Source organism: Pseudomonas sp. SWI36, assembly GCF_002948105.1.
Taxonomy (GTDB): Bacteria; Pseudomonadota; Gammaproteobacteria; order Pseudomonadales; family Pseudomonadaceae; genus Aquipseudomonas; species Aquipseudomonas alloputida.
The window spans coordinates 355423-379401 of sequence record NZ_CP026675.1; the positions used below are offsets into that span (position 1 = coordinate 355423).

21 protein-coding genes, 1 tRNA gene and 1 pseudogene are annotated in these 23979 nt (G+C 57.2%); 13 read left to right on the forward strand and 10 right to left on the reverse strand.

The window, feature by feature from the left end:
* Nucleotides 1–16: 16 nt before the first annotated feature.
* The 12 genes and pseudogenes from C4Q27_RS01910 to C4Q27_RS01955 all read left to right on the forward strand — a co-directional run bounded on the left by C4Q27_RS01910 (nucleotide 17) and on the right by C4Q27_RS01955 (nucleotide 13231).
* Nucleotides 17–4645 (forward strand): RHS repeat-associated core domain-containing protein, encoded by a 4629-nt coding sequence (locus C4Q27_RS01910; RefSeq protein WP_256599944.1) that lies wholly within the window; start codon nucleotides 17–19, stop codon nucleotides 4643–4645.
* 6 nt (nucleotides 4646–4651) lie between these two features.
* The gene (locus C4Q27_RS29235) at nucleotides 4652–5251 is read left to right on the forward strand and encodes a hypothetical protein (protein WP_158666115.1); all 600 of its coding nucleotides are present in this window, start codon (nucleotides 4652–4654) and stop codon (nucleotides 5249–5251) included.
* 89 nt (nucleotides 5252–5340) lie between these two features.
* Nucleotides 5341–5523, forward strand: a pseudogene (locus C4Q27_RS29630) (hypothetical protein); the annotation flags it as partial.
* Nucleotides 5524–5661: 138 nt separating this feature from the next.
* Nucleotides 5662–7128 carry an RHS repeat domain-containing protein gene (locus tag C4Q27_RS01915; protein ID WP_256599945.1) on the forward strand — a complete coding sequence of 489 codons (1467 nt, stop codon included), beginning with the start codon at nucleotides 5662–5664 and terminating at the stop codon, nucleotides 7126–7128.
* 12 nt (nucleotides 7129–7140) lie between these two features.
* Complete coding sequence (locus C4Q27_RS01920; protein ID WP_158666116.1) at nucleotides 7141–7602, forward strand: hypothetical protein; 462 nt, start codon at nucleotides 7141–7143, stop codon at nucleotides 7600–7602.
* Between the two features lie 153 nt (nucleotides 7603–7755).
* On the forward strand, nucleotides 7756–9807 hold the full coding sequence (locus tag C4Q27_RS01925) for an RHS repeat-associated core domain-containing protein (protein ID WP_256599947.1): 2052 nt from the start codon (nucleotides 7756–7758) through the stop codon (nucleotides 9805–9807).
* A 6-nt stretch (nucleotides 9808–9813) separates the two neighbouring features.
* A complete protein-coding gene (locus C4Q27_RS01930) occupies nucleotides 9814–10308 on the forward strand; it encodes a hypothetical protein (protein WP_104886383.1) in 495 nt (164 codons plus the stop codon).
* A 63-nt stretch (nucleotides 10309–10371) separates the two neighbouring features.
* The gene (imm9, locus tag C4Q27_RS01935) at nucleotides 10372–10845 is read left to right on the forward strand and encodes an Imm9 family immunity protein (protein WP_104886384.1); all 474 of its coding nucleotides are present in this window, start codon (nucleotides 10372–10374) and stop codon (nucleotides 10843–10845) included.
* A gap of 27 nt (nucleotides 10846–10872) precedes the next feature.
* Nucleotides 10873–11073: a hypothetical protein gene (locus C4Q27_RS29635; RefSeq protein WP_232968870.1), complete on the forward strand. Its 201-nt coding sequence runs from the start codon at nucleotides 10873–10875 to the stop codon at nucleotides 11071–11073.
* Nucleotides 11061–11594 (forward strand): RHS repeat protein, encoded by a 534-nt coding sequence (locus C4Q27_RS29640; RefSeq protein ID WP_256600135.1) that lies wholly within the window; start codon nucleotides 11061–11063, stop codon nucleotides 11592–11594. Before C4Q27_RS29635 ends, C4Q27_RS29640 begins: the two co-directional genes overlap by 13 nt.
* A complete protein-coding gene (locus tag C4Q27_RS01945) occupies nucleotides 11566–11991 on the forward strand; it encodes an SMI1/KNR4 family protein (RefSeq protein ID WP_104886385.1) in 426 nt (141 codons plus the stop codon). The genes C4Q27_RS29640 and C4Q27_RS01945 overlap by 29 nt, the downstream gene beginning before the upstream one ends.
* A gap of 562 nt (nucleotides 11992–12553) precedes the next feature.
* On the forward strand, nucleotides 12554–13231 hold the full coding sequence (locus C4Q27_RS01955) for a thioredoxin domain-containing protein (RefSeq protein WP_104886386.1): 678 nt from the start codon (nucleotides 12554–12556) through the stop codon (nucleotides 13229–13231).
* 157 nt (nucleotides 13232–13388) lie between these two features.
* Here the strand turns inward: C4Q27_RS01955 and C4Q27_RS01960 are convergent.
* The 7 genes from C4Q27_RS01960 to C4Q27_RS01990 all read right to left on the reverse strand — a co-directional run bounded on the left by C4Q27_RS01960 (nucleotide 13389) and on the right by C4Q27_RS01990 (nucleotide 17990).
* Nucleotides 13389–13464, reverse strand: a tRNA-Gly gene (locus C4Q27_RS01960).
* Between the two features lie 63 nt (nucleotides 13465–13527).
* Complete coding sequence (gene pgsA / locus C4Q27_RS01965; RefSeq protein ID WP_010954882.1) at nucleotides 13528–14088, reverse strand: CDP-diacylglycerol--glycerol-3-phosphate 3-phosphatidyltransferase; 561 nt, start codon at nucleotides 14086–14088, stop codon at nucleotides 13528–13530.
* Nucleotides 14089–14120: 32 nt separating this feature from the next.
* Nucleotides 14121–15944, reverse strand: coding sequence for an excinuclease ABC subunit UvrC (gene uvrC / locus C4Q27_RS01970; protein WP_064493178.1), 1824 nt, complete (start codon nucleotides 15942–15944; stop codon nucleotides 14121–14123).
* Nucleotides 15945–15950: 6 nt separating this feature from the next.
* The gene (uvrY, locus tag C4Q27_RS01975; protein WP_003251380.1) at nucleotides 15951–16589 is read right to left on the reverse strand and encodes a UvrY/SirA/GacA family response regulator transcription factor; all 639 of its coding nucleotides are present in this window, start codon (nucleotides 16587–16589) and stop codon (nucleotides 15951–15953) included.
* 63 nt (nucleotides 16590–16652) lie between these two features.
* Nucleotides 16653–17042: a helix-turn-helix domain-containing protein gene (locus C4Q27_RS01980; protein WP_020192472.1), complete on the reverse strand. Its 390-nt coding sequence runs from the start codon at nucleotides 17040–17042 to the stop codon at nucleotides 16653–16655.
* A 107-nt stretch (nucleotides 17043–17149) separates the two neighbouring features.
* Nucleotides 17150–17593 carry a GNAT family N-acetyltransferase gene (locus C4Q27_RS01985; protein WP_104887834.1) on the reverse strand — a complete coding sequence of 148 codons (444 nt, stop codon included), beginning with the start codon at nucleotides 17591–17593 and terminating at the stop codon, nucleotides 17150–17152.
* 10 nt (nucleotides 17594–17603) lie between these two features.
* The gene (locus tag C4Q27_RS01990) at nucleotides 17604–17990 is read right to left on the reverse strand and encodes a DUF488 domain-containing protein (RefSeq protein ID WP_104886387.1); all 387 of its coding nucleotides are present in this window, start codon (nucleotides 17988–17990) and stop codon (nucleotides 17604–17606) included.
* 128 nt (nucleotides 17991–18118) lie between these two features.
* Between C4Q27_RS01990 and C4Q27_RS01995 the strand changes: the two genes are divergently transcribed.
* Nucleotides 18119–19735 carry an inorganic phosphate transporter gene (locus C4Q27_RS01995; protein WP_064493175.1) on the forward strand — a complete coding sequence of 539 codons (1617 nt, stop codon included), beginning with the start codon at nucleotides 18119–18121 and terminating at the stop codon, nucleotides 19733–19735.
* Between the two features lie 1270 nt (nucleotides 19736–21005).
* On the opposite strand, the gene C4Q27_RS02015 is transcribed toward C4Q27_RS01995, so the two are convergent.
* The 3 genes from C4Q27_RS02015 to C4Q27_RS02025 form a co-directional block, all read right to left on the reverse strand.
* Complete coding sequence (locus C4Q27_RS02015) at nucleotides 21006–21701, reverse strand: glutathione S-transferase N-terminal domain-containing protein (RefSeq protein WP_010954888.1); 696 nt, start codon at nucleotides 21699–21701, stop codon at nucleotides 21006–21008.
* 87 nt (nucleotides 21702–21788) lie between these two features.
* Nucleotides 21789–22286: a PaaI family thioesterase gene (locus C4Q27_RS02020; protein WP_104886389.1), complete on the reverse strand. Its 498-nt coding sequence runs from the start codon at nucleotides 22284–22286 to the stop codon at nucleotides 21789–21791.
* A 57-nt stretch (nucleotides 22287–22343) separates the two neighbouring features.
* Nucleotides 22344–23726 carry an amino acid permease gene (locus C4Q27_RS02025; RefSeq protein ID WP_003251396.1) on the reverse strand — a complete coding sequence of 461 codons (1383 nt, stop codon included), beginning with the start codon at nucleotides 23724–23726 and terminating at the stop codon, nucleotides 22344–22346.
* Between the last annotated feature and the right edge of the window lie 253 nt (nucleotides 23727–23979).

A 23979-nucleotide genomic window follows, 5' to 3' on the forward strand; every position in this document is an offset into this window, starting at 1 on the left:
TAGGAGCTTACCGCCAATGGCGCAGACCGTTCACGCCGCCCGAATGGGCGACGCAATTCTTCATCCATCGCTTGCCGCTGAAATGATCAGCGCAGTTGCCGAGGCCGTTATCTATGCAGCGGCCACCGCAGCCGTCGCCGCAGCCATCAGCTTGGCCGTTGTTGGCACCGTAGCCACTGGCGGTGCGGCTGGAGTCGCCATCGCCGCAGTCGCGGGTGTGGCAGTCGGCGCAATGAGCACCCTTTCCGTCGGCGAAGACCAGACTGTCGGCGATGCCATCTCCAGCTTTTGCGACAGCCTTGGCAACAGTGTGGACTCGCCCGATCCCTACGGAAAAATCGCGAGCGGGTCAACCAATGTGCTCATTAACAGTGAGCCCGCTGCGCGCGCGGCCGGCATCACTGGCCCACCTGGAGGCGGCGCAGCCGATACTGAACAAGAGGAACCGTCCATCCTGGAGAACGTCGGTTCCATGGCCATGGCTGCGGTGCCTTATCTCGTCCCGTTCGTGGGGCTGGGGATGGCCATACGTGACATCTTCAACCCGCCCGTGACCACACCGGCCGACCCAGGCTCGGAGCCCGCTGAAGGAGACAAGATCAGCTGTTCGCGCCACCCGCCCCTGCCCGACACCTTCATTGCGCAAGGCTCGGACAAGGTATTCATCAATGGCCAACCCGCAGCGCGTTCAGGTGACAAGACCACCTGCGATGCCACGATTGATGTGAATGAAAACGTATCGCCCAATGTGCGCATTGGTGGCGGTACGGCGACGGTCCGGGACATTCGCAACGGCAAGAGCAAGATTGCGATGTTTACCGGGATTATTGCGGGGATGCTTATCTCCCGAAGGTTTGGCCGCATCAAAGGGTGCACATTAGGCAACCCGGTTGCCGTTGCCACAGGGAGCAAGCTGCAGGAGGGTCCGGAGGACATCGACTTCAATCTCCCAGGCTTGCTGGGCATCCAATGGGCACGGCGCTACGACAGCAGGGACATGCGTAGCGACGGTCTACTGGGGATGGGTTGGAGCGTCCCCTATGAAGTGGAGCTGGCCCGCGTCCCACATCCTCAAGGCGGTACGCTGTGGATCTACATCGACAACGACGGTAACCGACTGGAACTGGGCCGGCTCAGTGCCGGTGATGCCTTCGTCAGTGCCGTGGACGGCTTGGCCTTCTTCCAGCTGGAGGACGGCCAGACCGTTGTCGAAGATATCAATGAAGGGCTTTATCGGGTCTTCAATACCGACCCGTTGAATCCGAAACGCTCACGGCTGATCAGGCTCGGCGACCGCAATCTCAATTGCCTCGACCTGCTGTACGACGAACAAGGGCGCCTGAAAGCCCTCTATGACAAGTACGGCCAAACGGTCGTGCAGCTTCACTATGCCGCCAGGCATCCCCAGCGTGTCAGTGAGGTATCACGGGTGTTCCTGAAAAATGGTGGAACACCGACGGTAGAACGCAGCGAACTGCTGGTCAGCTATCGCTACACCGACAACGGGCAACTGCATGAGGTATTGGATGCGACGGGTCAACGAGTCCGCCGCTTCACTTACACCCCCGAGGGCTATCTCAATAGCCATCAACTGGCTAGCGGTGCTGTCCGCGAATACGAATGGGCGCGCTTCGCCATTCCTGAAAAGCGCCCTGCCCCCAAGCGCCTAGACGGTACGCCCTACCGCTTGCCTCCACTGCTGGAGCCCCAACCCGATCACGAGTGGCGGGTGATTCGCCACTGGGGCAGCGATGGTGAAGAGTACCGGTTCGAGTACAACCTGGAAGTCGGTGAAACCCTCGTCACGGACAACCTCGGCCGCCGTGATCACTACTACTGGGGGCCACTGTACGAGGTCTATAAGCACATCGACCCTCAGGGCAACTGCTGGCTGGCGGAAGTTATCGCCGGACAGCTGATCAAGCGCATCGACCCGCAAGGGGGTGAATGGCGCTACAGCTACGACGACATCGGCCGCCTGATCGAAACCCGCGATCCCCTCGGCCGCCGCGAACACATCAAATATTTGCGACATTGGGCACTGCCCGTCCAGGTCACCGATACAGCCGGACGGACTCGGCAATACGGCTACGACAGCCACGGCAATCTGCTCTGGCAGCAGGACCCGCTGGGGCGCGAGACACAGTACCAATACGACCCGGAAGGCCGTGTTACCCAGGTCACCGATGCCCTCGAAAAGAGCAAGTACCTGAGCTGGAACACGTGCGGTCAGTTGCTCAGCTACCGCGACTGCAGCAATGTCCAGACGCTGTATCACTACGACGCCCATGGCCGCTTGCGCGAAAGCATCAATGCCCGGGGTGAACACACCCACTTCCGCTACGACGCACGTGGTTATCTGGTCCAAAGCGAACGCCCGGACGGCCGCATTGACCGCTATGAGGTCGATGTTGCCGGTCAGCTGACGCGCTATATCGACCCTGCACAGAAAACCCTGCAATTTCGCTACGACCCCAGCGGCCGGTTGGTCGAACGCACGGACGCCATGGGCTACAGCGTGAAGTTCCGCTACGACGCCTATGGTCGGCTACTGCAACTTACCAACGAGAATGACGAGTCATACCGCTTCGGCTGGGACGAACTGGACCGGCTGGTGGCACAAAAAGACCTGGATGGCAGTGGCCGCCTCTATGCCTACAACGTGCTGGATGAGGTCACTCGTCTTACCCATGTGCCCTCGCCTGACGAGCAGCCGCCGCTGTCCGACAACGCCCCGCCGACACGGACGGCTGCCATCCGCCACGACTTCGAGCGGGACGCAATCGGCCGGCTTGTCAGCAAGCGCACTGAAGATGGCACCACCGACTACCGCTACGACGCGGCCGACAATCTGCTGTCCATCACCTTCACAGACAATAAAGGAAAAAAACAGCAACTCGACTACACCTACGACGCCAACGGACAATTGCTCAGCGAAACCAACAGCGCTGGCTTGCTGCAGTACCGCTATGACGAACTGGGTAACCTGCAGACGCTGGTCCTGCCCGACCAACGCGAACTCAACCACCTGTACTACGGCAGCGGGCACCTGCACCAGATCAACCTGAACGGCCGGGTGATCAGTGATTTCGAGCGTGATGCGGTGCACGACGAGGTCCTGCGCACCCAAGGCAAACTGGTCACCCGCACGCGCTACGACACCAGCGGTCGCTTGGCCGGCAAGGCTATTCACTACCGCGATGCCCCTGCTGAAGTGCTGCCACTGCTGGACAAGGCCTATCGCTACGATGCCAGCGACAACCTGATTGCCGAGGTACTGACCCAGACCCAGCGCCGAGGGATGACCAACGCCGCCAATGACGAAAACGCGCATCTCGAACAGATCATCGGCCGCTTTCATGACCTACCCCACACGGGCAAGACCTATTCGGGACACAACCGTTACGGCTACGACCTCAACGAGCAACTGCAAACCGTTCAGCAGTCACGCCCCAACTGGCAAGCCACGCAGGTCGAGGATTTCAAGTACGACAAGGCCGGCAATCTGTTCGACGGCCCCAAGCTCAATGGCCTGATCAAGCACAACCGGGTGTTGGTGTATCAGGACAAGCGCTACCGCTATGACCGCTTTGGGCGGCTGTGCGAGAAGCGGATCGGCAGCAATTGGGTGCAGTATTTCGAGTATGACGCCGAGCAGCGGCTGGTTTGCGTGGAGCAGTACCGCAGTGGCGAGCGTGAGCGGGTGGTGTTTGCCTATGACCCGTTGGGGAGGCGGATCAGCAAGGAGGTTTATCAGAGGGACTATCCAGAACCGCGTCGGCGGGTGTTGTTTCACTGGCAAGGGTTGCGCTTGCTGCAAGAAGTGCAGAGTGGGCTGGCTAGCTTGTATGTGTATGCGAATCGGGATAGCTATGAACCGCTGGCACGCATAGACGGCAAATTGGGTAGTGAAACGACACATTACTTTCACACCAACCTGGCCGGCCTGCCGGTACAACTGACTGATTCTGTTGGCAACGCGATCTGGCGAAGTGACTTTAAAGGTTGGGGACAACCGTTTGATGAGTGGCATAGCCTGCAACAAGCCAGCGAGCAAAACTTGCATCGTCAAGGGCAGTATTATGACCGTGAGACTGGGCTACACTTCAATACACTCAGATTCTATGACTCTGACATTGGTCGATTCGCTACTACAGATCCGATAGGACTCAGCGGCGGGCTCAACCTTTATCAATATGCTCCCAACCCACTCACGTGGATTGACCCGCTTGGATTGTGTCGTCGAGGAAATGCAGCAACCAAACGACATATGGATGCTGTCAGAGACCAATTCCTGCGTGACAACAAACTCTCTCCACACCACCACTCTGAAGGTGGACGACAGGTAGGCACTGGTATTGAGCTGAGAGAAACATATTTGAGACCCCTTCACGGCAGCCCCGGCCGAAGCGGCGGTTCTTACACAGACATGACATTCATAGACTCCAAGGGCAGAACAGTATACATTCAAACAGTTGATAAAGGGAGTGTGAACGGAATGTCCAAACGCGAATGGGATAATGCAAGTCGAATTATCCAACAAGACCCCAACTCCATTGTAATTACCGTCATCAAGGGGAAGGTTGTGCCGAGCGGCACGCTAAATACTACAAACATGCCTACGGGCCAAATAATTATAAGGTAACCGCGCATGACAAACCAAACCCCAACCCTTCTAATATTCATGACTAAAGTGGATGAGGCCAAGTTCTCTCAGGCATTAGTCTCAACCTTACCCGAGATAACCTTTCTTAACATCGGTGACTGGCCTACAAAAAAACCCCTCACGAAAAACACTCTAGGCGATTGCAGTAGCGATAGCCCCCAGCACTCCATATGGAACAAAGCAATATTACCCACAACCGATTACATAGAAAATTTTATTTTTCACAACGAAACTAATAATGCCTACTTTGGAGCAACTATTGGACCTGGCCTAATTCAGTACATCAGACCGAGCATCGCAGATTATGATAATCTTTCCCTCCGCAATGGGCGCCTATCATCATCCTACGATCCAAAAACTGACCCGCAGACTCACTATTTTGTAAAAGAAACATTCAGAATACTAAGAACAGGAGCCAGAAGAGTTTATCTAGTAGATCGTAAAACCGGACAGACAGATGACAAACCTGAACTCCATTTTTTTGCATGGCCGGACGCTGCAGAAAAATACAATGGCGACAATGGTAAATATCTAACTAATAACTTCCTAACCTATTTCGTCGCTACCCCGCGTAAAAAATCGTAAGGCACCACGACTCGCCAGCCCATTTCGGGGCATGTATAAAATGCCCCCAACGAACGACCGCCATCCGCCACGACTTCGAGCGGGACGCCATCGGCCGGCTTGTCAGCAAGCGCACCGAAGATGGCACCACCGACTACTGCTACGACGCGGCCGACAATCTGCTGTCCATCACCTTCACAGACAATAAAGGAGAAAAACAGCAACTCGACTACACCTACGACGCCAACGGGCAACTGCTCAGCGAAACCAACAGCGCTGGCTTGCTGCAGTACCGCTACGACGAACTGGGCAATCTGCAGACGCTGGTCCTGCCCGACCAGCGCGAACTCAACCACCTGTACTACGGCAGCGGGCACCTCCATCAGATCAACCTGAACGGCCGGGTCATCAGCGATTTCGAGCGTGATGCGGTGCACGACGAGGTCCTGCGCACCCAAGGCAAACTGGTCACCCGCACACGCTACGACACCAGCGGTCGCCTGGCCGGCAAGGCTATTCACTACCGCGATGCCCCTGCTGAAGTGCTGCCGCTGCTGGACAAGGCCTATCGCTACGATGCCAGCGACAACCTGATTGCCGAGGTACTGACCCAGACCCAGCGCCGTGGGATGACAAACGCCGCCAATGACGAAAACGCGCATCTCGAACAGATCATCGGCCGCTTTCATGACCTACCCCACACGGGCAAGACTTATTCGGGACACAACCGCTACGGCTACGACCTCAACGAGCAACTGCAAACCGTCCAGCAGTCACGCCCCAACTGGCAAGCCACGCAGGTCGAGGATTTCAAGTACGACAAGGCCGGCAATCTGTTCGACGGCCCCAAGCTCAATGGCCTGATCAAGCACAACCGGGTGTTGGTGTATCAGGACAAGCGCTACCGTTATGACCGCTTTGGGCGGCTGTGCGAGAAGCGGATCGGTAGCAATTGGGTACAGTATTTCGAGTATGACGCCGAGCAGCGGCTGGTTTGCGTGGAGCAGTACCGCAGTGGCGAGCGTGAGCGGGTGGTGTTTGCCTATGACCCGTTGGGGAGGCGGATCAGCAAGGAGGTTTATCAGAGGGAGTATCCAGAGCCGCGTCGGCGGGTGCTGTTTCATTGGCAAGGGTTGCGCTTGCTTCAAGAAGTGCAGAGTGGGTTGGCTAGCTTGTATGTGTATGCCACTCCGGACAGCTATGAGCCGCTAGCACGGATCGATGGGTCGATGGGTAGGGAGGTGGTTCAGTATTTTCATACCAACCTGGCCGGGCTTCCCGAGCAACTGACTGACGCGAATGGCAATGCGATTTGGCGTAACGATTATGAGGGCTGGGGGAAGACGCGGGATGAGTGGCACAGTCCACACCAGGCGAGAGAACAGAACCTGCGATATCAAGGTCAGTATGTTGACAGAGAAATAAGCCTCCATTACAACACCTTCAGGTTCTACGATTTTACCACTGGTCACTTTATTCAACCGGATCCCATTGGACTGGAAGGCGGGTTAAACTCATACGCGTATGGACCGAACCCGCTGGCATGGATTGACCCTCTTGGATTGTTCTGTGGTGTCGCCAAGAGCTCGAAATGGAATAGAGCACGTCAAAACCTTAATGGGCCCGGACTTAGAGATCATTTCGAAAAGCATGGCTCTCAAGTAGGAGCAAACTCAGCGAAGGAATACGATTTTAGTGCAAGAACGACGATACAAAATGGAAGAAAATTCACCTACAGGGACCGGTACACTAACAAGCCAAGAGTCGGCTATCACGATCCTGACACTGGATTATTTACCGCAACCAGTCAGACAGGAAAAGTACCTGTTATTTTAACTCATTTCCCTGAATCGTGGTCAAACTTAAGGCGCCTACCTGGATTCAGCACTCCAAATTAGAGGTTTTAGATTATGTCCCCTGAGAAAAAAATAATGGCTACCATTAGAAAAGGATACCGAAGACCTCATGACATTGAAATGCTGGCTAGCGAAATTTACACATGGCTTTGCAATGACAAACTAGCTAGCAGGGAAATTCTAATGGAATTTGTTTCAAGCGTTAACAACTCAAAATTCCCTGACGTCATTCAACTAACCTTTGAATACTTGAAGCGCCTATCCACTCATGAAAGCGAGTTACTATACGAGGAGAGCGAAAAAATAGGGCATTTATTTGATTCTATAAACATCATGACAACACTCGGCCTCCATCATGATGACAACATAATCAAGGAATCTGACGAGCTAATAATTAACACACTGAAAAGCAAACGATTCACCAACCCCCCCAAACAAATCAACACTGAGAAACCATGGTGGAGCAGAATATCAGACAAGCTTCTCAAAGAACATATTCCCAATAAAAATCTCTGACCAGCATTCTTATATATCAGCGCTCACACTGGCGCATTTAATCAATCAGGAACTACTGAGATCTGCGACTTTAATTTGTTCAGGCGATGAACCGCTCGAGGCCTGCAATTTCGCTACGACCCCAGCGGCCGGCTGGTCGAACGCACGGACGCCATGGGCTACAGCGTGAAGTTCCGCTACGACGCCTATGCTCGGCTACTGCAACTTACCAACGAGAATGACGAGTCATACCGCTTCGACTGGGACGAACTGGACCGGCTGGTGGCACAAAAAGACCTGGATGGCAGTGGCCGCCTCTATGCCTACAACGTGCTGGATGAGGTCACTCGTCTTACCCATGTGCCCTCGCCTGACGAGCAGCCACCCCTGTCCGACAACGCCCCACCGACACGGACGATTGCCATCCGCCATGACTTCGAGCGGGACGCCATCGGCCGGCTTGTCAGCAAGCGCACCGAAGATGGCACCACCGACTACCGCTACGACGCGGCCGACAATCTGCTGTCCATCACCTTCACAGACAATAAAGGAGAAAAACAGCAACTCGACTACACCTACGACGCCAACGGGCAACTGCTCAGCGAAACCAACAGCGCTGGCTTGCTGCAGTACCGCTACGACGAACTGGGCAACCTGCAGACGCTAGTCCTGCCCGACCAGCGCGAACTCAACCACCTGTACTACGGCAGCGGGCACCTCCATCAGATCAACCTGAACGGCCGGGTCATCAGTGATTTCGAGCGTGATGCGGTGCACGACGAGGTCCTGCGAACCCAAGGCAAACTGGTCACCCGAACGCGCTACGACACCAGCGGTCGCTTGGCCGGCAAGGCTATTTACTACCGCGATGCCCCCGTTGAGGTTCTGCCACTGCTGGACAAGGCCTATCGCTACGATGCCAGCGACAACCTGATTGCCGAGGTACTGACCCAGACCCAGCGCCGTGGGATGACAAACGCCGCCAATGACGAAAACGCGCATCTCGAACAGATCATCGGCCGCTTTCATGACCTACCCCACACGGGCAAGACCTATTCGGGACACAACCGTTACGGCTACGACCTCAACGAGCAACTGCAAACCGTTCAGCAGTCACGCCCCAACTGGCAGGCCACGCAGGTCGAGGATTACAAGTACGACAAGGCCGGCAATCTGTTCGACGGCCCCAAGCTCAATGGCCTGATCAAGCACAACCGAGTGCTGGTGTATCAGGACAAGCGCTACCGCTACGACCGCTTTGGGCGGCTGTGCGAGAAGCGGATCGGCAGCAATTGGGTGCAGTATTTCGAGTATGACGCCGAGCAGCGGCTGGTTTGCGTGGAGCAGTACCGCAGTGGCGAGCGTGAGCGGGTGGTGTTTGCCTATGACCCGTTGGGGAGGCGGATCAGCAAGGAGGTTTATCAGAGGGACTATCCAGAGCCGCGTCGGCGGGTGCTGTTTCACTGGCAAGGGTTTCGCTTGCTTCAAGAAGTGCAGAGTGGGTTGGCTAGCTTGTATGTGTATACCACTGTGGAGAGCTATGACCCGTTGGCGCGGGTTGACGGTAAACCTGGCAGCGAAGCAATTCACTATTTTCATACCAAACTGGCAGGTCTGCCTGAGCAGTTGACTAGCTCTGATGGCAAGACAATCTGGCAAGGCGATCATCAAGGTTGGGGAAAAACACCTGCTGAGTGGCACAGCCCGCAGCAGGCGCGAGAGCAGAATTTGCGGTTTCAGGGTCAGTACCTTGACCGGGAAACGGGGCTGCATTACAACACGCTCAGGTTCTATGATCCGGATATAGGGCGATTCACTCAGACGGATCCAATTGGCTTGGCAGGGGGAGAAAACCTCTATCAATATGCTCCCAACCCCAATTTATGGATCGACCCTTGGGGATTGACTTGCGATCCGACGGACAAAGTCAACTGGAAAAGCGTTAAACAATTTGGACATACATTTTCCGTACATGGCGCTGGAGCCAAGAACACTCAACGCTTAACTGACAGAGCACGTACCGGAAACAACCAAGGACAATGGTTAAACAATGAAGAGGCGGCCAAAATAATTGCAAAAATTAAAAGCAACGAACCAACAAAAATCAAAATCCCTGAAGGACTTGGTCAAGTAATCACGCCCCATGGAGATATCATTCCAACAAGGGCGGCGATTGTAGTACCTAAAGACGACGGAATTAGAACCGCCTACCCCATACTGGAATGACTTTATATGAAAATTAAAATAACAATCAAATCATCAAACTTTGAAAATTTCACTCTCCGCAGCTACAACCCAGAGGAAGAGGACGTCCGATCCATGTTGATGGACATATGCCAATTTATTGAAAAACAAGTAGATTTCAATATTTCCGGTTTCGGACAAGATAATTGGCCAGTGGACAGCGGAATTGATCTAGCCGTGTTCCTAGAACAACTGCCAGACGCAATAAATTTGGTAAAAAAAAGAAATACCCTAGCCATAGACCTTTATGAGCAAGGCATTGAAAGATACTTAAAAATTTCCGCCCCAGACATTAATAGCATGCATCAAATCGCCTGTACTAGTTACACCAGTTGGAAACCCGATCCTGAAGTCGAAAAAATCCACAACTCTGAGCTATTGGAAATGCTATACATCGCCAAAAACACCTTTATCAAAATTCTCACAGAACTTTCACCAGACATAATTAATCATCCATGGATCGTGGAATGGATGCGTGATTAGAGCACCAGAGCCAAGGGATCTAATCCAGAGGATTTTCAGACAAGACAACCTCAGAGGGCACCCATGCCAAACTCGATAAAATGCATTCTCTCCAATGAGGTACCATGCATTAACGATTTAATCGACATCAATGACATCACTCACAAAATCAATGAATACATAGAAAAAATAAGACCAACCATAAATATCGAAAAACTTAATGGGTGGGGTATTTTAATCTCCGCAACCATTATAAACACCGATAAAATTGGAATTTACAAGCGCACAATCAGATACCCATCTGACAACGAATTTGAAATTTCAATCTCTGTCCCGCCCCCCAGTCTTGATGACGCATCATATGGCCTCCCCTTAAAGGAGCTCGGTTACTTCCTAGCTGTAGATGAGAAAAAATTTAGAGCAATTACACCTCTATACTCAAATTACAAAAGCCTTGGCGACTACATCACAAACAGCATCGAACTAGCAATACGCAAAACATTTGAAACCGGCATAACATGTCACGGTGTCAAAATTCAATTCAAGGAAGAAGATTAAAATCTCATTTGCCGCCCGCACCGACATATGGAGAACGGCAATAACTTCGTCACCGATGGCCTCGGCCAAAACCGTCGCTATTACTGGGGGGCGATGTATGAGGCGTACAAATACATCGAGCCCTCGAAAATTTCTGACAAGATGAAGTTATCAGCAGACAACTTGAAAAAAAGCATCGGCCCTCAGGCGGAGAATCGCGCTACAGCTACGACGATATCGGCCGCCTGATCGAAACCCGCGATCCCCTCAGCCGCAGCGAACACATCAAATACCTACGACATTGGGTGCTACCCATCCAGGTCACCGATACAGCCGGACGGACTCGGCAATACGGCTACGATAGCCACGGCAATCTGCTCTGGCAGCAGGACCCGCTGGGGCGCGAGACACAGTACCAATACGACCCGGAAGGTCGTGTTACCCAGGTCACCGATGCCCTCGAAAAGAGCAAGTGCCTGAGCTGGAACACGTGCGGTCAGTTGCTCAGCTACCGCGACTGCAGCAATGCCCAGACGCTGTATCACTACGACGCCCATGGCCGCTTGCGCGAAAGCATCAATGCCCGGGGTGAACACACCCACACAGTGATTAAAAAGGACACGGATTCAGTAATCGAGCAGAAATTAATTTCTGGAAAAGAGCGTTTCCGGCGAATCAAGCCTCTAACTATCTGCAAAATAGAATCGACGCTAAATCATCCTCACCAGCAAGGTGCCCATAATGGACAACATCCTTCAGAAAAGAATTGAAAAATTAGTTGAGAGCGATAATGCTCTCCGCGGACGACCGGCGACCGATAACGAAATAAAAGACGCAGAAATAAATTTAAATATCAAATTTGACACCCAGTACATTGATTTTATAAAAATTTTTGGCGGAGCATTTTGCGGCATTGCAATTCACGCCTTTGATAACGGTGATATGATAGGTAACGAAACAGTAACTGAGTTAACTCAGCGCTTTCGACAATACACTACCAACCTTTCTAATGAGCTCATGAACTCATATGTAATATCGGACGACGGCGCAGGCAACCCAATACTGACCAGCCGAACCGGCCATATATTAATCTATTTTCACGACAGTGGAGAAACGGAAGTTCTGCATACCACATTCAACGACTTGCTAAACCAAGCATTATCATAGAGATAACGTTATAAGCATGCGGGTCACCGTATTAGGGAAAATCCGTTGATTCGTGCGTCAATCCAGATACGCAAGACAAGGCAACAGGACCAGAGAGTAACGCTTCAGCGGCTTGCCCGATTCGCCTTGGCCTACCTGAGGAATCAAACCGTGAATCCCCTCGCCAGCAAAACCGAAGCTCAGAAAAGCTGGCTGATTGAGCAGGGCTTCCAGGTTCAGGCATGCACCTGCGCTGACGCATGCTGCCTGCAGGCCATGCGTTTAAGGGGCAGCGGGACATCGTGTGAATTTACTTCCAAACCGCCGCGGCGCCACTTCTATCGAAAGCGTTTAACCCCGCAGCGTCCATCGTTGAAACGAAAGCGGAGCCGTTGTTCCGCACCGTGCCACCCGCCGTTCATATCTGGCACTGGCGATGACGGAACCTGAAGAGCAAGCCAGCGTCATAGCCTCATGCAGCAACTCGGCATCAGTGGACTCGATGCCGCCCTCCGCATGACTCAGGATGGAAACGGCGCACCGGTTTCGAGCCGTTCGATCTGGAATTGCCAGGAGCAACAACATGCGCAAACGGATGAGTGCAACCAACCTAAAGTGGGCCTGCGGCTGGCTCGCAGCCGCGGTTTTGGCACTGTGCTGGTGGCTGCCGCTACCTTTTCATTCTACCGCCGATGATGGCCCGCAGCGGATCTACGGCAACCCCGAAGCGCGCTTCACCATCACCCTCTACGCCGACCTCGAATGCCCGCGCTGCCAGGGCTACCTGCCGCAATTGCAACGCTGGATCGTCACCAACGATCACGTCAACCTGGCCTGGCGTCACCTGCCCCTCCCCCAGCATGAAGCGGCCGCCAGTCGGGAAGCGCGACTGATCGAATGCATGGGCCAGCGTGAGGGTCGCGAAGGCGTTTGGGGGACCGTGCTCCGGGTCTACCTGAATACCCAACGCAACGGCCGTGGGTTGGCTGCTGGACACGACTATCCGGACATCGGCCCGTCCCTGCAACGCTGCCTGCCCGGCGAACGGGCTGCCCAAGTCGTGGACACGCAAAAAGCGCAAGCCTTGGAGAACGGATTCAACGCTACCCCCACGCTGCGCCTGACCGACAATCACACCCAGCACACGCTGATCCTGGAAGACCCAATCGATCCCGATGCCTTGCTGTCCGCAGTGGACCTGTTGAGCGCACCCGAGATTTTTGAAATGCCCGCTGACGTGATCAGCGATATGTCCAGGTAGCACACGACGTCACGGCCAGGGCGCCGCGTTGTGGTGTTTGTACTTGAATTTCGTGGAGGGCGGGTATTGAGGCAGAATGCATTCGAACGAAAAAAGGCCCCGAAGGGCCTTTTTTCAACGACTTACAGACTTCGACTGAAACCTGTAGATCTTTATTTGGAGCGGGAAACGAGACTCGAACTCGCGACCCCGACCTTGGCAAGGTCGTGCTCTACCAACTGAGCTATTCCCGCGTCGTGATGGGTGCCATTCTAGCGATTTCTAAAACAGCGTCAACCCCTTGATTCAAAAAACTTTTATTTTTTTTCCGAGCCTTCGCGCAGGTGCGGCCAGGCGGCCAGCAGGTAGTGCACCATCGACCACAGCGTCAGCCCCGCTGCCACCAGCAGCAGCCCGTAGCCCAGAATCACCCAGAAGGTCACCACCGGCGGGTTGCCCAGCAGGATCACCAGCGCCAGCATCTGCGCCGCAGTCTTCCACTTACCGAGGTTGGACACCGCCACATGCGCCCGCGCGCCTAGCTCAGCCATCCACTCGCGCAGCGCAGACACCACGATCTCGCGGCCGATGATCACCGCGGCGGGCAGGGTCAGCCAGAAGTTGGCGTGGGTCTGCACCAGCAGCACCAGGGCCACTGCCACCATCAGCTTGTCGGCCACCGGGTCGAGGAAGGCGCCGAACGGCGTGCTCTGCTGCAGTCGACGCGCCAGGTAGCCGTCCAGCCAATCGGTGGCGGCGGCAACGGCGAATACGCTGCTGGCGGCCATGTAACTCCACTGATAGGGCATGTAGAACAGCAGAATGAAGCACGGAATGAGCAGGACGCGTAGAACGGTGAGCAGGTTTGGAATATTCATCGGTACGACTGGCTGCAAGTTGAGCCGGCATTCTACTCGCTATGCAGGCTGGCATAAATTGATTCGGCAAGCTTTTTACTGATGCCGGGGGCTTTGGCGATTTCATCGATACTGGCGCGGTTGAGCTCCTGCAGGCCGCCGAAATGTTTCAGCAGGTCGCGGCGGCGCTTGGGCCCTACCCCGGCCACATCTTCAAGGCTGGAGACTCGACGGGCCTTGCCACGGCGGGCGCGGTGGCCGGTGATAGCGAAGCGGTGGGCTTCGTCGCGGATCTGCTGGATCAGGTGCAACGCTGACGAATCGCCCTTGAGGGTGAATTCGTGATGCACATCGTTCAGGTACAGGGTTTCGAAACCCGCCTTGCGTGTGACGCCCTTGGCCACACCCAGCAGGGTCAGGTCGGTGAACCCCAGCTCCTGCATCACATCGCGGGCCATGTTCAGCTGGCCCTTACCGCCGTCCACCAGCAGCACATCGGGCAGCTTGCCCTCGCCGTCCTTGATGCGCCCATAGCGACGGGTCAGGGCCTGATGCATGGCCGCATAATCGTCACCTGCGGTGACGCCTTCGATGTTGAAGCGGCGGTAGTCGGACTTGATCGGCCCTTCGGGGCCGAACACCACGCAACTGGCCACGGTAGCTTCACCACTGGAGTGGCTGATGTCGTAGCATTCCAGGCGTTGCGGCACTTCATCCAGGCCCAGCACTTCGGCCAGGGCTTCGAAGCGCGCAGCCATGTGCTGGCGGTTGGCCAGGCGGGCATTCAGCGCCTGCTCGGCATTGGTCACGGCCAGTTGCTGCCAGCGGGCGCGAGTGCCACGCACCCGGTGGCTGATGGTCAGTTCGCGGCCACGCAGCGTGTGCAGCGCTTCGGTGATGGCGTTGAAATCTTCGTGAACAACATTGACGATCAACTCGCCGGGTAGCTCGCGCTCTGCGTTGCCCAGATAGTACTGGGACAGGAATGCGGCCATGACCTCGGCCACCTCCTCCTCGATGCCCACCTGCGGGAAGAAGTTCTTGCTGCCCAGTACCCGCCCGCCGCGCACGCTGATCAGGTGCACACAGGCACCACCCGGGTTGACGAAGGCGGCGATGACGTCGACATCGCCGCTGCCGCCCTCGATGTACTGCTGGTCCTGCACGCGGCGCAACAAGGCGATCTGGTCGCGCAGCTCGGCGGCTTTTTCGAAATCAAGCGCCATGGCGGCCTTTTCCATCTCGGCATTCAACTCATTGCCCAGTTGCTGGCTACGCCCTTCCAGAAACATCACCGAATGACGCACGTCCTCTGCGTATTCCTCGGCAGTCACCAGGTCGGTGCAGGGCCCTTTGCAGCGTTTTATCTGGTACTGCAGGCATGGCCGGGTGCGGTTGGCGTAGTAGCTGTCTTCGCACTGACGCACAGAAAAAGCCTTTTGCAGCAGGCTGAGGCTTTCGCGAATGGCCCCGGCGCTGGGGTACGGGCCAAAGTAACGGCCCTTGGCCTTTTTCGCCCCACGGTGAATACCCAGGCGCGGGAACTCGCCATCGGACAGAAAGACGTACGGGTAGGACTTATCGTCGCGCAGCAGGATGTTGTAAGGCGGCCGCCACTCCTTGATCAGGTTCTGCTCCAGCAGCAACGCCTCGGTTTCGTTGGCGGTGATGGTGGTTTCAACCTGGGCGATGCGCGCAACCAGCGCGGCGGTCTTGGGCGCAAGGCCAGTCTTGCGGAAATAGCTGGCCAGGCGCTTCTTCAGGTTCTTGGCCTTGCCCACGTAAAGCAGCCGGGCTTCGCCGTCGAACATCCGGTAAACGCCCGGGCGACCGCTGCAGGTCGCCAGGAATGCGCTGGCATCAAAGACTTGGGACATGAGGTTTTACAGGCTTGCGTCAACCATACCGTGGCGAACGGCCAGCAAGGTCAATTCGACGTCGCTGGTGACCGAGAGTTTTTCAAAGATCCGATAACGGTAAGTATTGACGGTCTTGGGCGAGAGGCACAACTTGTCGGAGATGATCTGCACTTTCTGGCAGCCGACGATCATCAGGGCAATCTGGATTTCCCGTTCGGACAATGCGTCGAACGGAGACCCCTGCGGCTGGAACGGTTTCAGCGCCAACTGCTGGGCGATCTGCGGGCTGATATAGCGCTGGCCGGCAAAGGCCAGACGAATGGCCTGGACCATTTCGTCAAGGCCTGCACCCTTGGTCAGGTAGCCGGCAGCGCCGGCCTGCAACAAGCGTGTGGGGAACGGGTCTTCCTCGCACACCGTCACCGCCACTACCTTGATGTCAGGGTGGCTGCGCAGCAGTTTGCGGGTGGCCTCCAGGCCGCCGATGCCGGGCATTTTCACATCCATCAGCACAACGTCCGGTTTCAGCTCCCGGGCCAGCTTCAGTGCCGACTCGCCCGAGTCTCCCTCACCCACCACCTGCAGGCCGTCGATGTCGGCCAACATCCGTGTAATACCGGTTCGTACCAGATCGTGATCATCGACCACTAAGACCCTAATCAAGCACACACCTCGTCAGCAGGGCGATTGGATCCCGCCACCTTAACAAAATTTTTCACGGTGGGCCTAACGCATTGCTTCCTTCAGAAACGACTGACGTTCGACAGTAAGCGGCCGCACTATTTGCCGGGGCTTGGCGTCGTTGGCCAACCGCCCCAAAAGGTGCAAGAGCGCCGCCTGATCATCCGACCGCAATTTCCGAAAAGCCCCCAGCAAACCGGACTCATCCGTGTTCAAACCTTCGAGCGCTGCCGGGGTACGCAGGCCGCTGAGGACATACAACGCATCCACGCCCCGGGTCGCCAATGCCGCCAGGTAATCTAGCCGCGGCGTGCGTTCACCGCTTTCGTACTTACCCTGAGCGTTGGGCTCGACCCCACCGATATCGCCAAATACACGCTGGGTCATACCCAGCCGCTCACGCTCTTCCCGCAGCCGCATACCGATTCCGTTCATAGGGGCTTCTCCTTTTCCCTTATCTCCTCAAGTACGGCCTGCCCGCCTGCAGGCAGCCGTAAAGGTGTGGATCCACTATGCCCATGCTCTGCGGTCGCGACAAGCCATCATTTAGCTACTATGTTGATATCTCGCTGCATCCGTACAAAGCATTCGTCTTCACCCATTTCGACGAAGCCATGACGCTGGTACAGCAGGCGGGCCGGGTTGCTGCGGAACACCATCAGCCGCAACAGAGGAAGGCGCCGCTGCCTGGCCCACAGCGCCAGTTCTTCCAGCACCCAGCTACCGACCCCTCGCCCACGGTGCTCAGGCAACAGGTGCAACTCGCGGATGAACAGCGCCTGGCGGTCCTGGCTGAGGCTGCAAAAACCCAACAGCGTGTCGCCTTCGATCACCAGCCACTGCTCGCGCCAGCCCCAGGCCGCATCGAAGGCGTCCTCGATCCACAGCAGGTCGAATTCACGGTAGTAGGGCAACATGGCGCGGCGCGTAAGGTCGCGGGCGAAGGTGCAGTGGATGTCTTGGGCGGGAATCAACTGTAAGGGCATCGCATCGCACTCATTGGGCATAACAAACTGGCGAACTGCCAGGGCCACTCCTGTCCAGTTCGTTTTCCAACCAGTCGGCCAGCACCCGGGCATTGTTGTGCTCGCTGTCCTTGCCGGCATAAAGCAATGTCAGCGTCCCCTTCCTGGCCATGTCCAGCAGCGGATACCAATGTTCGGGGTGGGCCGCCAGCGCTTGCTGGTAACGCTGGGTAAAACCGGCGAAATCCACGTCCCCCTGGTGGAACGCCTTACGCAATTCATTCGAAGGTGCCACTTCGCGCAACCACTGACCATGGAGGTCTTCCTTGCGTTTGTTGCGCGGCCACAGGCGGTCGACCAGTACACGCTGGCCATCTTCATCTCCAACCGCATCATAGACACGCTTGCAGCGAATCATGGGCGTCTCCTGCCATTACCGTCTGTCTTGAGCCTAGATAATTCATTGACCGAGGTCACGGCCGGGTTACGAATTGTTTCTATGCTCAAGGCCTTCGGCATCATCGCCCAACGCCAACCGGAGCCCCCATGGCAACCCCGTCAGTGGCCAGCAGCCCACTACTGGCCCAACACGACGCCCGCCCGCAGCTCTCCCACAAGCCTGGGCGTGCCACCTTAACGTTGTTCTTCAGCCTGCTGCTGGCTGGTATCGCCTACACCGCCTGGAGCCTCAAGCAGGATGTGACCGCAAGCGGTACGGTCATCACCACGGCCACACCGTTTCTTCTGCTGGGCCTGGCGCTGCTGATTGCCCTGGGCTTCGAGTTCGTCAACGGCTTCCACGACACCGCCAACGCGGTAGCCACCGTGATATACACCCATTCGTTGCCGGCGCCGGTCGCAGTGGTGTGGTCTGGGCTGTGCAACTTCCTGGGCGTGCTTTTTTCCAGTGGCGCGGTGGCCTTCGGCATCATCGCATTACTACCGGTAGAACTGATTCTACAGGTGGGTTCTTCGGCCGGCTTCGCCATGGTCTTCGCCCTGCTGCTGGCGGCGATCATCTGGAACCTTGGCACTTGGTGGCTGGGCCTGCCGGCATCGTCCTCGCACACCCTGATCGGCTCGATCATAGGCGTGGGCGTGGCCAATGCGCTGATGCATGGGCGTGACGGCACCAGCGGCGTGGACTGGGCCCAGGCCAGCAAGGTGGGTTATGCCCTGCTGTTCTCACCGCTGATTGGTTTTGCTTGCGCAGCCCTGTTGCTGCTGGCCCTGCGCGCGCTGGTCAAACGCAAGGCGCTGTACCAGGCACCGGAAGGCCAGACACCTCCACCGTGGTGGATCCGCAGCCTACTGATTCTGACCTGCACCGGGGTCTCTTTTGCCCACGGCTCCAACGATGGCCAGAAAGGCATGGGGTTGATCATGCTGATTCTGGTCGGCACCCTGCCGATGGCTTATGCGCTGAACAAGACCATGCCCAACGGGCAGGCCCTGCAGTTTTCCGCTGTCGCCGAGGTGACCCGCCAGGCACTGGTACGCAGCGACCCGCAAGCGGCCCCGGCTGACCCGCGCCAGGTACTGACCCTGTTCATTGCCGCGCCCAAGGCCAGCCCGCACCTGGTACCGGCATTGGCGGCGCTGACCGGGATGATCGGCGAAGAGGTCAAAGGCTATGGCTCGCTCAAGCGCATACCGGCTGAAGCCATGGCCAACGTGCGCAATGACATGTACCTGACCAGTGAAGCCATCCGCCTCATGGAGAAAAACCACCTGGTGACATTCGATGCCGACACCCGCAGCCAAGTGCAGTTGTTCAAGGCCCAGCTGGACGACGCCACCCGCTATATTCCGTTGTGGGTGAAGGTGGCTGTAGCCATCGCGCTGGGGCTGGGGACCATGGTTGGCTGGCGACGTATTGTAGTCACCGTTGGCGAGAAGATCGGCAAGACCCACCTCAGCTATGCCCAAGGCGCATCAGCCGAAGTGGTGGCGATGTGCACCATTGGCGCGGCGGATATGTTCGGGCTGCCGGTGTCGACCACGCATGTGCTGAGTTCGGGGGTGGCCGGCGCCATGGTCGCCAATGGGTCGGGGATTCAGAAACGCACTTTGTTCAATCTGCTGATGGCCTGGGTGCTGACCCTGCCAGCGGCAATGCTGTTGGCTGGCGGCCTGTACTGGCTGCTGAACCACATCTTCTGAACCCGTACGCCGTCGGATGTAATCGATGGACTCGCCCAATCTCCGGCATGTGTCCACCACCTTGGTAGGAGCGGGTTTACCCGCGAATACGGTAGCCGCGGCAACCGTGAACGGCGGGTGGAGATTGGCCAGCAGGCCCGGCCCTTTCGCGGGTAAACCCGCTCCTACGACGACCTGAGTCCGACCCCAGATGCGTGTACACCACCGATCTGCGTAGGAGCGGGTTTACCCGCGAAGACGGGAGCGGCGGCAACCGTGAACGGCGGGTGGAGATTGGCCAGCAGGCCCGGCCCTTTCGCGGGTGAACCCGCTCCTACGACGGCCTGAGTCCGACCCTAGATGCGTGTCCACCACCGATCTGCGTAGGAGCGGGTTTACCCGCGAAGACGGGAGCGGCGGCAACCGTGAACGGCAGGTGGAGATTGGCCAGCAGGCCCGGCCCTTTCGCGGGTGAACCCGCTCCTACGGGCGACCTGAGTCCGACCCCAGATGCGTGTCCACCACCGATCTGCGTAGGAGCGGGTTTACCCGCGAATACGGGAGCGGCGGCAACCGTGAATGGCAGGTGGAGATTGGCCAGCAGGCCCGGCCCTTTCGCGGGTGAACCCGCTCCTACGACGACCTGAGTCCGACCCTAGATGCGTGTCCACCACCGATCTGCGTAGGAGCGGGTTTACCCGCGAATACGGTAGCCGCGGCAACCGTGAACGGCGGGTGGAGATTGGCCAGCAGGCCCGGCCCTTTCGCGGGTAAACCCGCGCCTACGACGACCTGAGTCCGACCCCAGATGCGTGTCCACCACCAATCTGCGTAGGAGCGGGTTTACCCGCGAAGACGGGAGCGGCGGCAACCGTGAACGGCGGGTGGAGATTGGCCAGCAGGTCCGGCCCTTTCGCGGGTGAACCCGCTCCTACGGGCGACCTGAGTCCGACCCCAGATGCGTGTCCAACACCGATCTGCGTAGGAGCGGGTTTACCCGCGAATACGGTAGCCGCGGCAACCGTGAACGGCGGGTGGAGATTGGCCAGCAGGCCCGGCCCTTTCGCGGGTGAACCCGCTCCTACGACGACCTGAGTCCGACCCCAGATGCGTGTCCACCACCGATCTGCGTAGGAGCGGGTTTACCCGCGAAGACGGGAGCGGCGGCAACCGTGAACGGCGGGTGGAGATTGGCCAGCAGGCCCGGCCCTTTCGCGGGTAAACCCGCTCCTACGGGCGACCGGCAGGCGTTTCGAAGTTTGCGCAAGGCTGTTGTCCCTGCACAGGTTGATCAGCCCGGGATTTTCAGGCCACGCTGCACAGCTGGCCGTTCCAGGAAATTCGCCAGCACGCGCTGCACTTCCTTGAACTGGTCGAAGCCCACCAGGTCACGGGCGTTGTAGCGCTCCACCAGGTTACGCACCCAAGGGAAGATGGCGATGTCGGCGATGCTGTATTCCTCAGCCATCCACTGCCGACCTTTCAAATGCCGATCCAGCACGCCCAGCAGCCGCTTGGACTCGTTGACATAGCGGTCGCGCGGGCGCTTGTCTTCATATTCCTTGCCAGCAAAGAAATGGAAGAACCCGACCTGGCCGAACATCGGCCCGATACCGCCCATCTGGAACATCAGCCACTGCAGGGTCTGGTAGCGCTGGGCGGGGTCCTGGCTGAGCAGCTGGCCGCTCTTCTCCGCCAGGTACTGCAAGATCGCCCCCGATTCGAACAGCGCCAGCGGCTGACCGCCCGGCCCGTTCGGGTCGAGGATGGCGGGGATCTTGTTGTTCGCGCTGAGCGAGATGAACTCGGGGCTCAATTGGTCGTCATTGTCGAAGCTGACCTTGTGCGCCTCGTAAGCCAAGCCAATCTCTTCGAGCATGATCGACACCTTCACCCCGTTGGGCGTCGGCAACGAGTACAACTGCAGGCGTTCGGGGTGTTTGGCGGGCCATTTGCGGGTAATGGGGAAAGCACTGAGTTCGGTCATGATCAACCTTGCCAAGGGAATGAACCTGTCACTCTAGAGACATCCCCAGCCGCTGACCATCACCGACCACTCATCAGCGTTGGCAGCTCAGGCCTGGCCGTGGGCCTTGAGCTTGAGCTTTTCGGTATCGACGCGGACAAACACGGAGTCGGCGGTCACAGTCAGTACATCCTCTGCCCAGACTTCGCAGATTACCCGGCTCTTGCGCCCCACTTCGCCTTCGACACGCGCCTTGAGCAACAGCTCGACGCCCATCGGCGTAGGTTTCAGGTAGGTCAGGTTGAGCGTGCCGGTAACGCAATCGATACGCGGCAGGCTGCCCGGCTCTCGGCCTTCGTTACGGTAGTGGTAGGCCATCGCCGTCCAGTTGGAGTGGCAGTCGACCAGCATCGCCAGCAGGCCACCATAAACCAAGCCAGGCCAGCCAATGAAGGTGCTGTCGGGCGAGTGCCGGCACACCAGGTGAACACCGTCGGCGTCCCAGTAGCTTTGCAGGTGCAGGCCGCTGGGGTGGGAACAGCCGCAGCCATAGCAAGTACCCTCAGGGGCCGCGAGGGCTTGAAGGGAAAGTGTGTGATCAGTCATACGCTTCCTGTGCTTGTTGGAATGGGGGCGCGCAACGCCCCCATTAAAGCAGAAACATCAGACCGTCTGGGCAACCATCTTCGTACGCCGCTGGGTCAGCGAAACCAGCAGGATGAACGCGGTCACCCCGGCAGTCATCAGCGTCTCATAGCGGTAGGCATCGCTGAACAGCATGTAGCCCAGCACCATGACGATGGTGCCGATCACCAGCCAGGTCAGCCACGGGAACAGCCACATCTTCAGTTCCAGCGGGCGCCCTTCACGCTCGGCACGGGCACGCATGCGCAGCTGCGACACGGCAATGACCAGGTACACCAGCAAAGCGATGGCGCCAGTGGTCGACAGCAGGAAGCCAAACACCTTGCCCGGGAACACATAGTTGACGAGGCAGCCAGCGAAACCCGCCAGGGTCGAGAAGATCACTGCCACGGTCGGCACGCCGGAACCGGAGATGCGCTTGGTCACGCTCAGCGCCTGGCCACGCGCGCCAAGCGAATAGAGCATGCGCGACGCCGTGTACAGCCCCGAGTTCATGCAACTTGTCACCGCCACCAGCACCACCAGGTCAACCAGCAACTTGGCGCCCGGCACGTTCAGCACTTCCAGTACACGCTGGAACGACCCTACTGCTTTCAGCCCGGGGTCGTTCCAGGCCACCAGCGACACCACCAGGAAGATCGACGCCAGGTAGAAAATGGCGATGCGGTACACCACCAGGTTGGTGGCGCGGCGAATCTTGTCTTTCGGGTTGGCGGTTTCGTCCGCCGCGATGGTGACGATTTCGGCACCGAAGAACGAGAAGATGGTGATCAGCACGCCCCCAAGCACCGTCCCGAACCCATTGGGCATGAAACCACCGCTGTCCCACAGTCGGCTGACCCCGGAGACCTCGGCCAGCGGCCAGAAACCGAACACCGCCAAGGTGCACACCCCGATGAAGCCAATGATCGCGACCACCTTGACCAACGCGAACCAGTACTCGAAAGCACCGAAGTTCTTCACGCTGACCAGGTTGGTGCCCGACAGCACCAGCATGATCAGGAAAGCGAACAGCCAGGACGGCACGCCAGGGAAGTAGGCATGCAGGATGTCAGCACCGGCAATGGCTTCCACCGGAATGATCAACACCCAGAACCACCAGTACAACCAGCCAATGGTAAAGCCCGCCCAAGGCCCGATGGCCTCCGAGGCGTAGGTGGAAAAAGAGCCGCTGTTGGGGTTTGCGATGGCCATTTCACCCAGCATGCGCATCACCAGCAAGACCAGCAGGCCAGTCATGGCGTAGGAGATGAGGATGGCCGGGCCGGCGGTGGCAATGGCGTTGGAGGACCCGATGAACAGCCCGGCGCCGATGATGCCGGCAATGGAGATCATGGAAACCTGACGGGAAGTCAGGCCGTGCTGCAGTGAGCGCTGTTTCTTGTTGTCTTGCGAAGCCATGAAGAACCCTCGAATGGGTCGGCCGCAGCAAAGCGGCTGAAGGTCTGAGCAGAATTCTTATAAATTTCTGATGTGTGTTGTTGTTGTTTTGCAGATGACCGAAGCGGGTATTGACCTCCTCTTCGCATGACCGGTTGTAATCGTTGATCCAGGTCAGTATTAATCTATAGGCCGGGGTCAACAAACGACCTTTTCGAACCACATAATTCCTTTATGGAATGAACTCCTTCCTTTTTTGCTCGGTATTCGCCCG

Coding starts and splice junctions, on each gene's coding strand:
- C4Q27_RS02025 (WP_003251396.1), bottom strand. CDS start 23,726: ATGGCTTCGCAAGACAACAAGAAACAGCGCTCACTGCAGCACGGCCTG.
- C4Q27_RS29235 (WP_158666115.1), top strand. CDS start 4,652: ATGACAAACCAAACCCCAACCCTTCTAATATTCATGACTAAAGTGGAT.
- C4Q27_RS01985 (WP_104887834.1), bottom strand. CDS start 17,593: ATGCCCTTACAGTTGATTCCCGCCCAAGACATCCACTGCACCTTCGCC.
- C4Q27_RS01990 (WP_104886387.1), bottom strand. CDS start 17,990: ATGATTCGCTGCAAGCGTGTCTATGATGCGGTTGGAGATGAAGATGGC.
- pgsA (WP_010954882.1), bottom strand. CDS start 14,088: ATGAATATTCCAAACCTGCTCACCGTTCTACGCGTCCTGCTCATTCCG.
- C4Q27_RS29635 (WP_232968870.1), top strand. CDS start 10,873: ATGGAGAACGGCAATAACTTCGTCACCGATGGCCTCGGCCAAAACCGT.
- C4Q27_RS02020 (WP_104886389.1), bottom strand. CDS start 22,286: ATGACTGATCACACACTTTCCCTTCAAGCCCTCGCGGCCCCTGAGGGT.
- C4Q27_RS01910 (WP_256599944.1), top strand. CDS start 17: ATGGCGCAGACCGTTCACGCCGCCCGAATGGGCGACGCAATTCTTCAT.
- C4Q27_RS01955 (WP_104886386.1), top strand. CDS start 12,554: ATGCGCAAACGGATGAGTGCAACCAACCTAAAGTGGGCCTGCGGCTGG.
- C4Q27_RS01925 (WP_256599947.1), top strand. CDS start 7,756: ATGGGCTACAGCGTGAAGTTCCGCTACGACGCCTATGCTCGGCTACTG.
- C4Q27_RS01920 (WP_158666116.1), top strand. CDS start 7,141: ATGTCCCCTGAGAAAAAAATAATGGCTACCATTAGAAAAGGATACCGA.
- C4Q27_RS01930 (WP_104886383.1), top strand. CDS start 9,814: ATGAAAATTAAAATAACAATCAAATCATCAAACTTTGAAAATTTCACT.
- imm9 (WP_104886384.1), top strand. CDS start 10,372: ATGCCAAACTCGATAAAATGCATTCTCTCCAATGAGGTACCATGCATT.
- C4Q27_RS01980 (WP_020192472.1), bottom strand. CDS start 17,042: ATGAACGGAATCGGTATGCGGCTGCGGGAAGAGCGTGAGCGGCTGGGT.
- C4Q27_RS01995 (WP_064493175.1), top strand. CDS start 18,119: ATGGCAACCCCGTCAGTGGCCAGCAGCCCACTACTGGCCCAACACGAC.
- C4Q27_RS01945 (WP_104886385.1), top strand. CDS start 11,566: ATGGACAACATCCTTCAGAAAAGAATTGAAAAATTAGTTGAGAGCGAT.
- uvrC (WP_064493178.1), bottom strand. CDS start 15,944: ATGTCCCAAGTCTTTGATGCCAGCGCATTCCTGGCGACCTGCAGCGGT.
- C4Q27_RS02015 (WP_010954888.1), bottom strand. CDS start 21,701: ATGACCGAACTCAGTGCTTTCCCCATTACCCGCAAATGGCCCGCCAAA.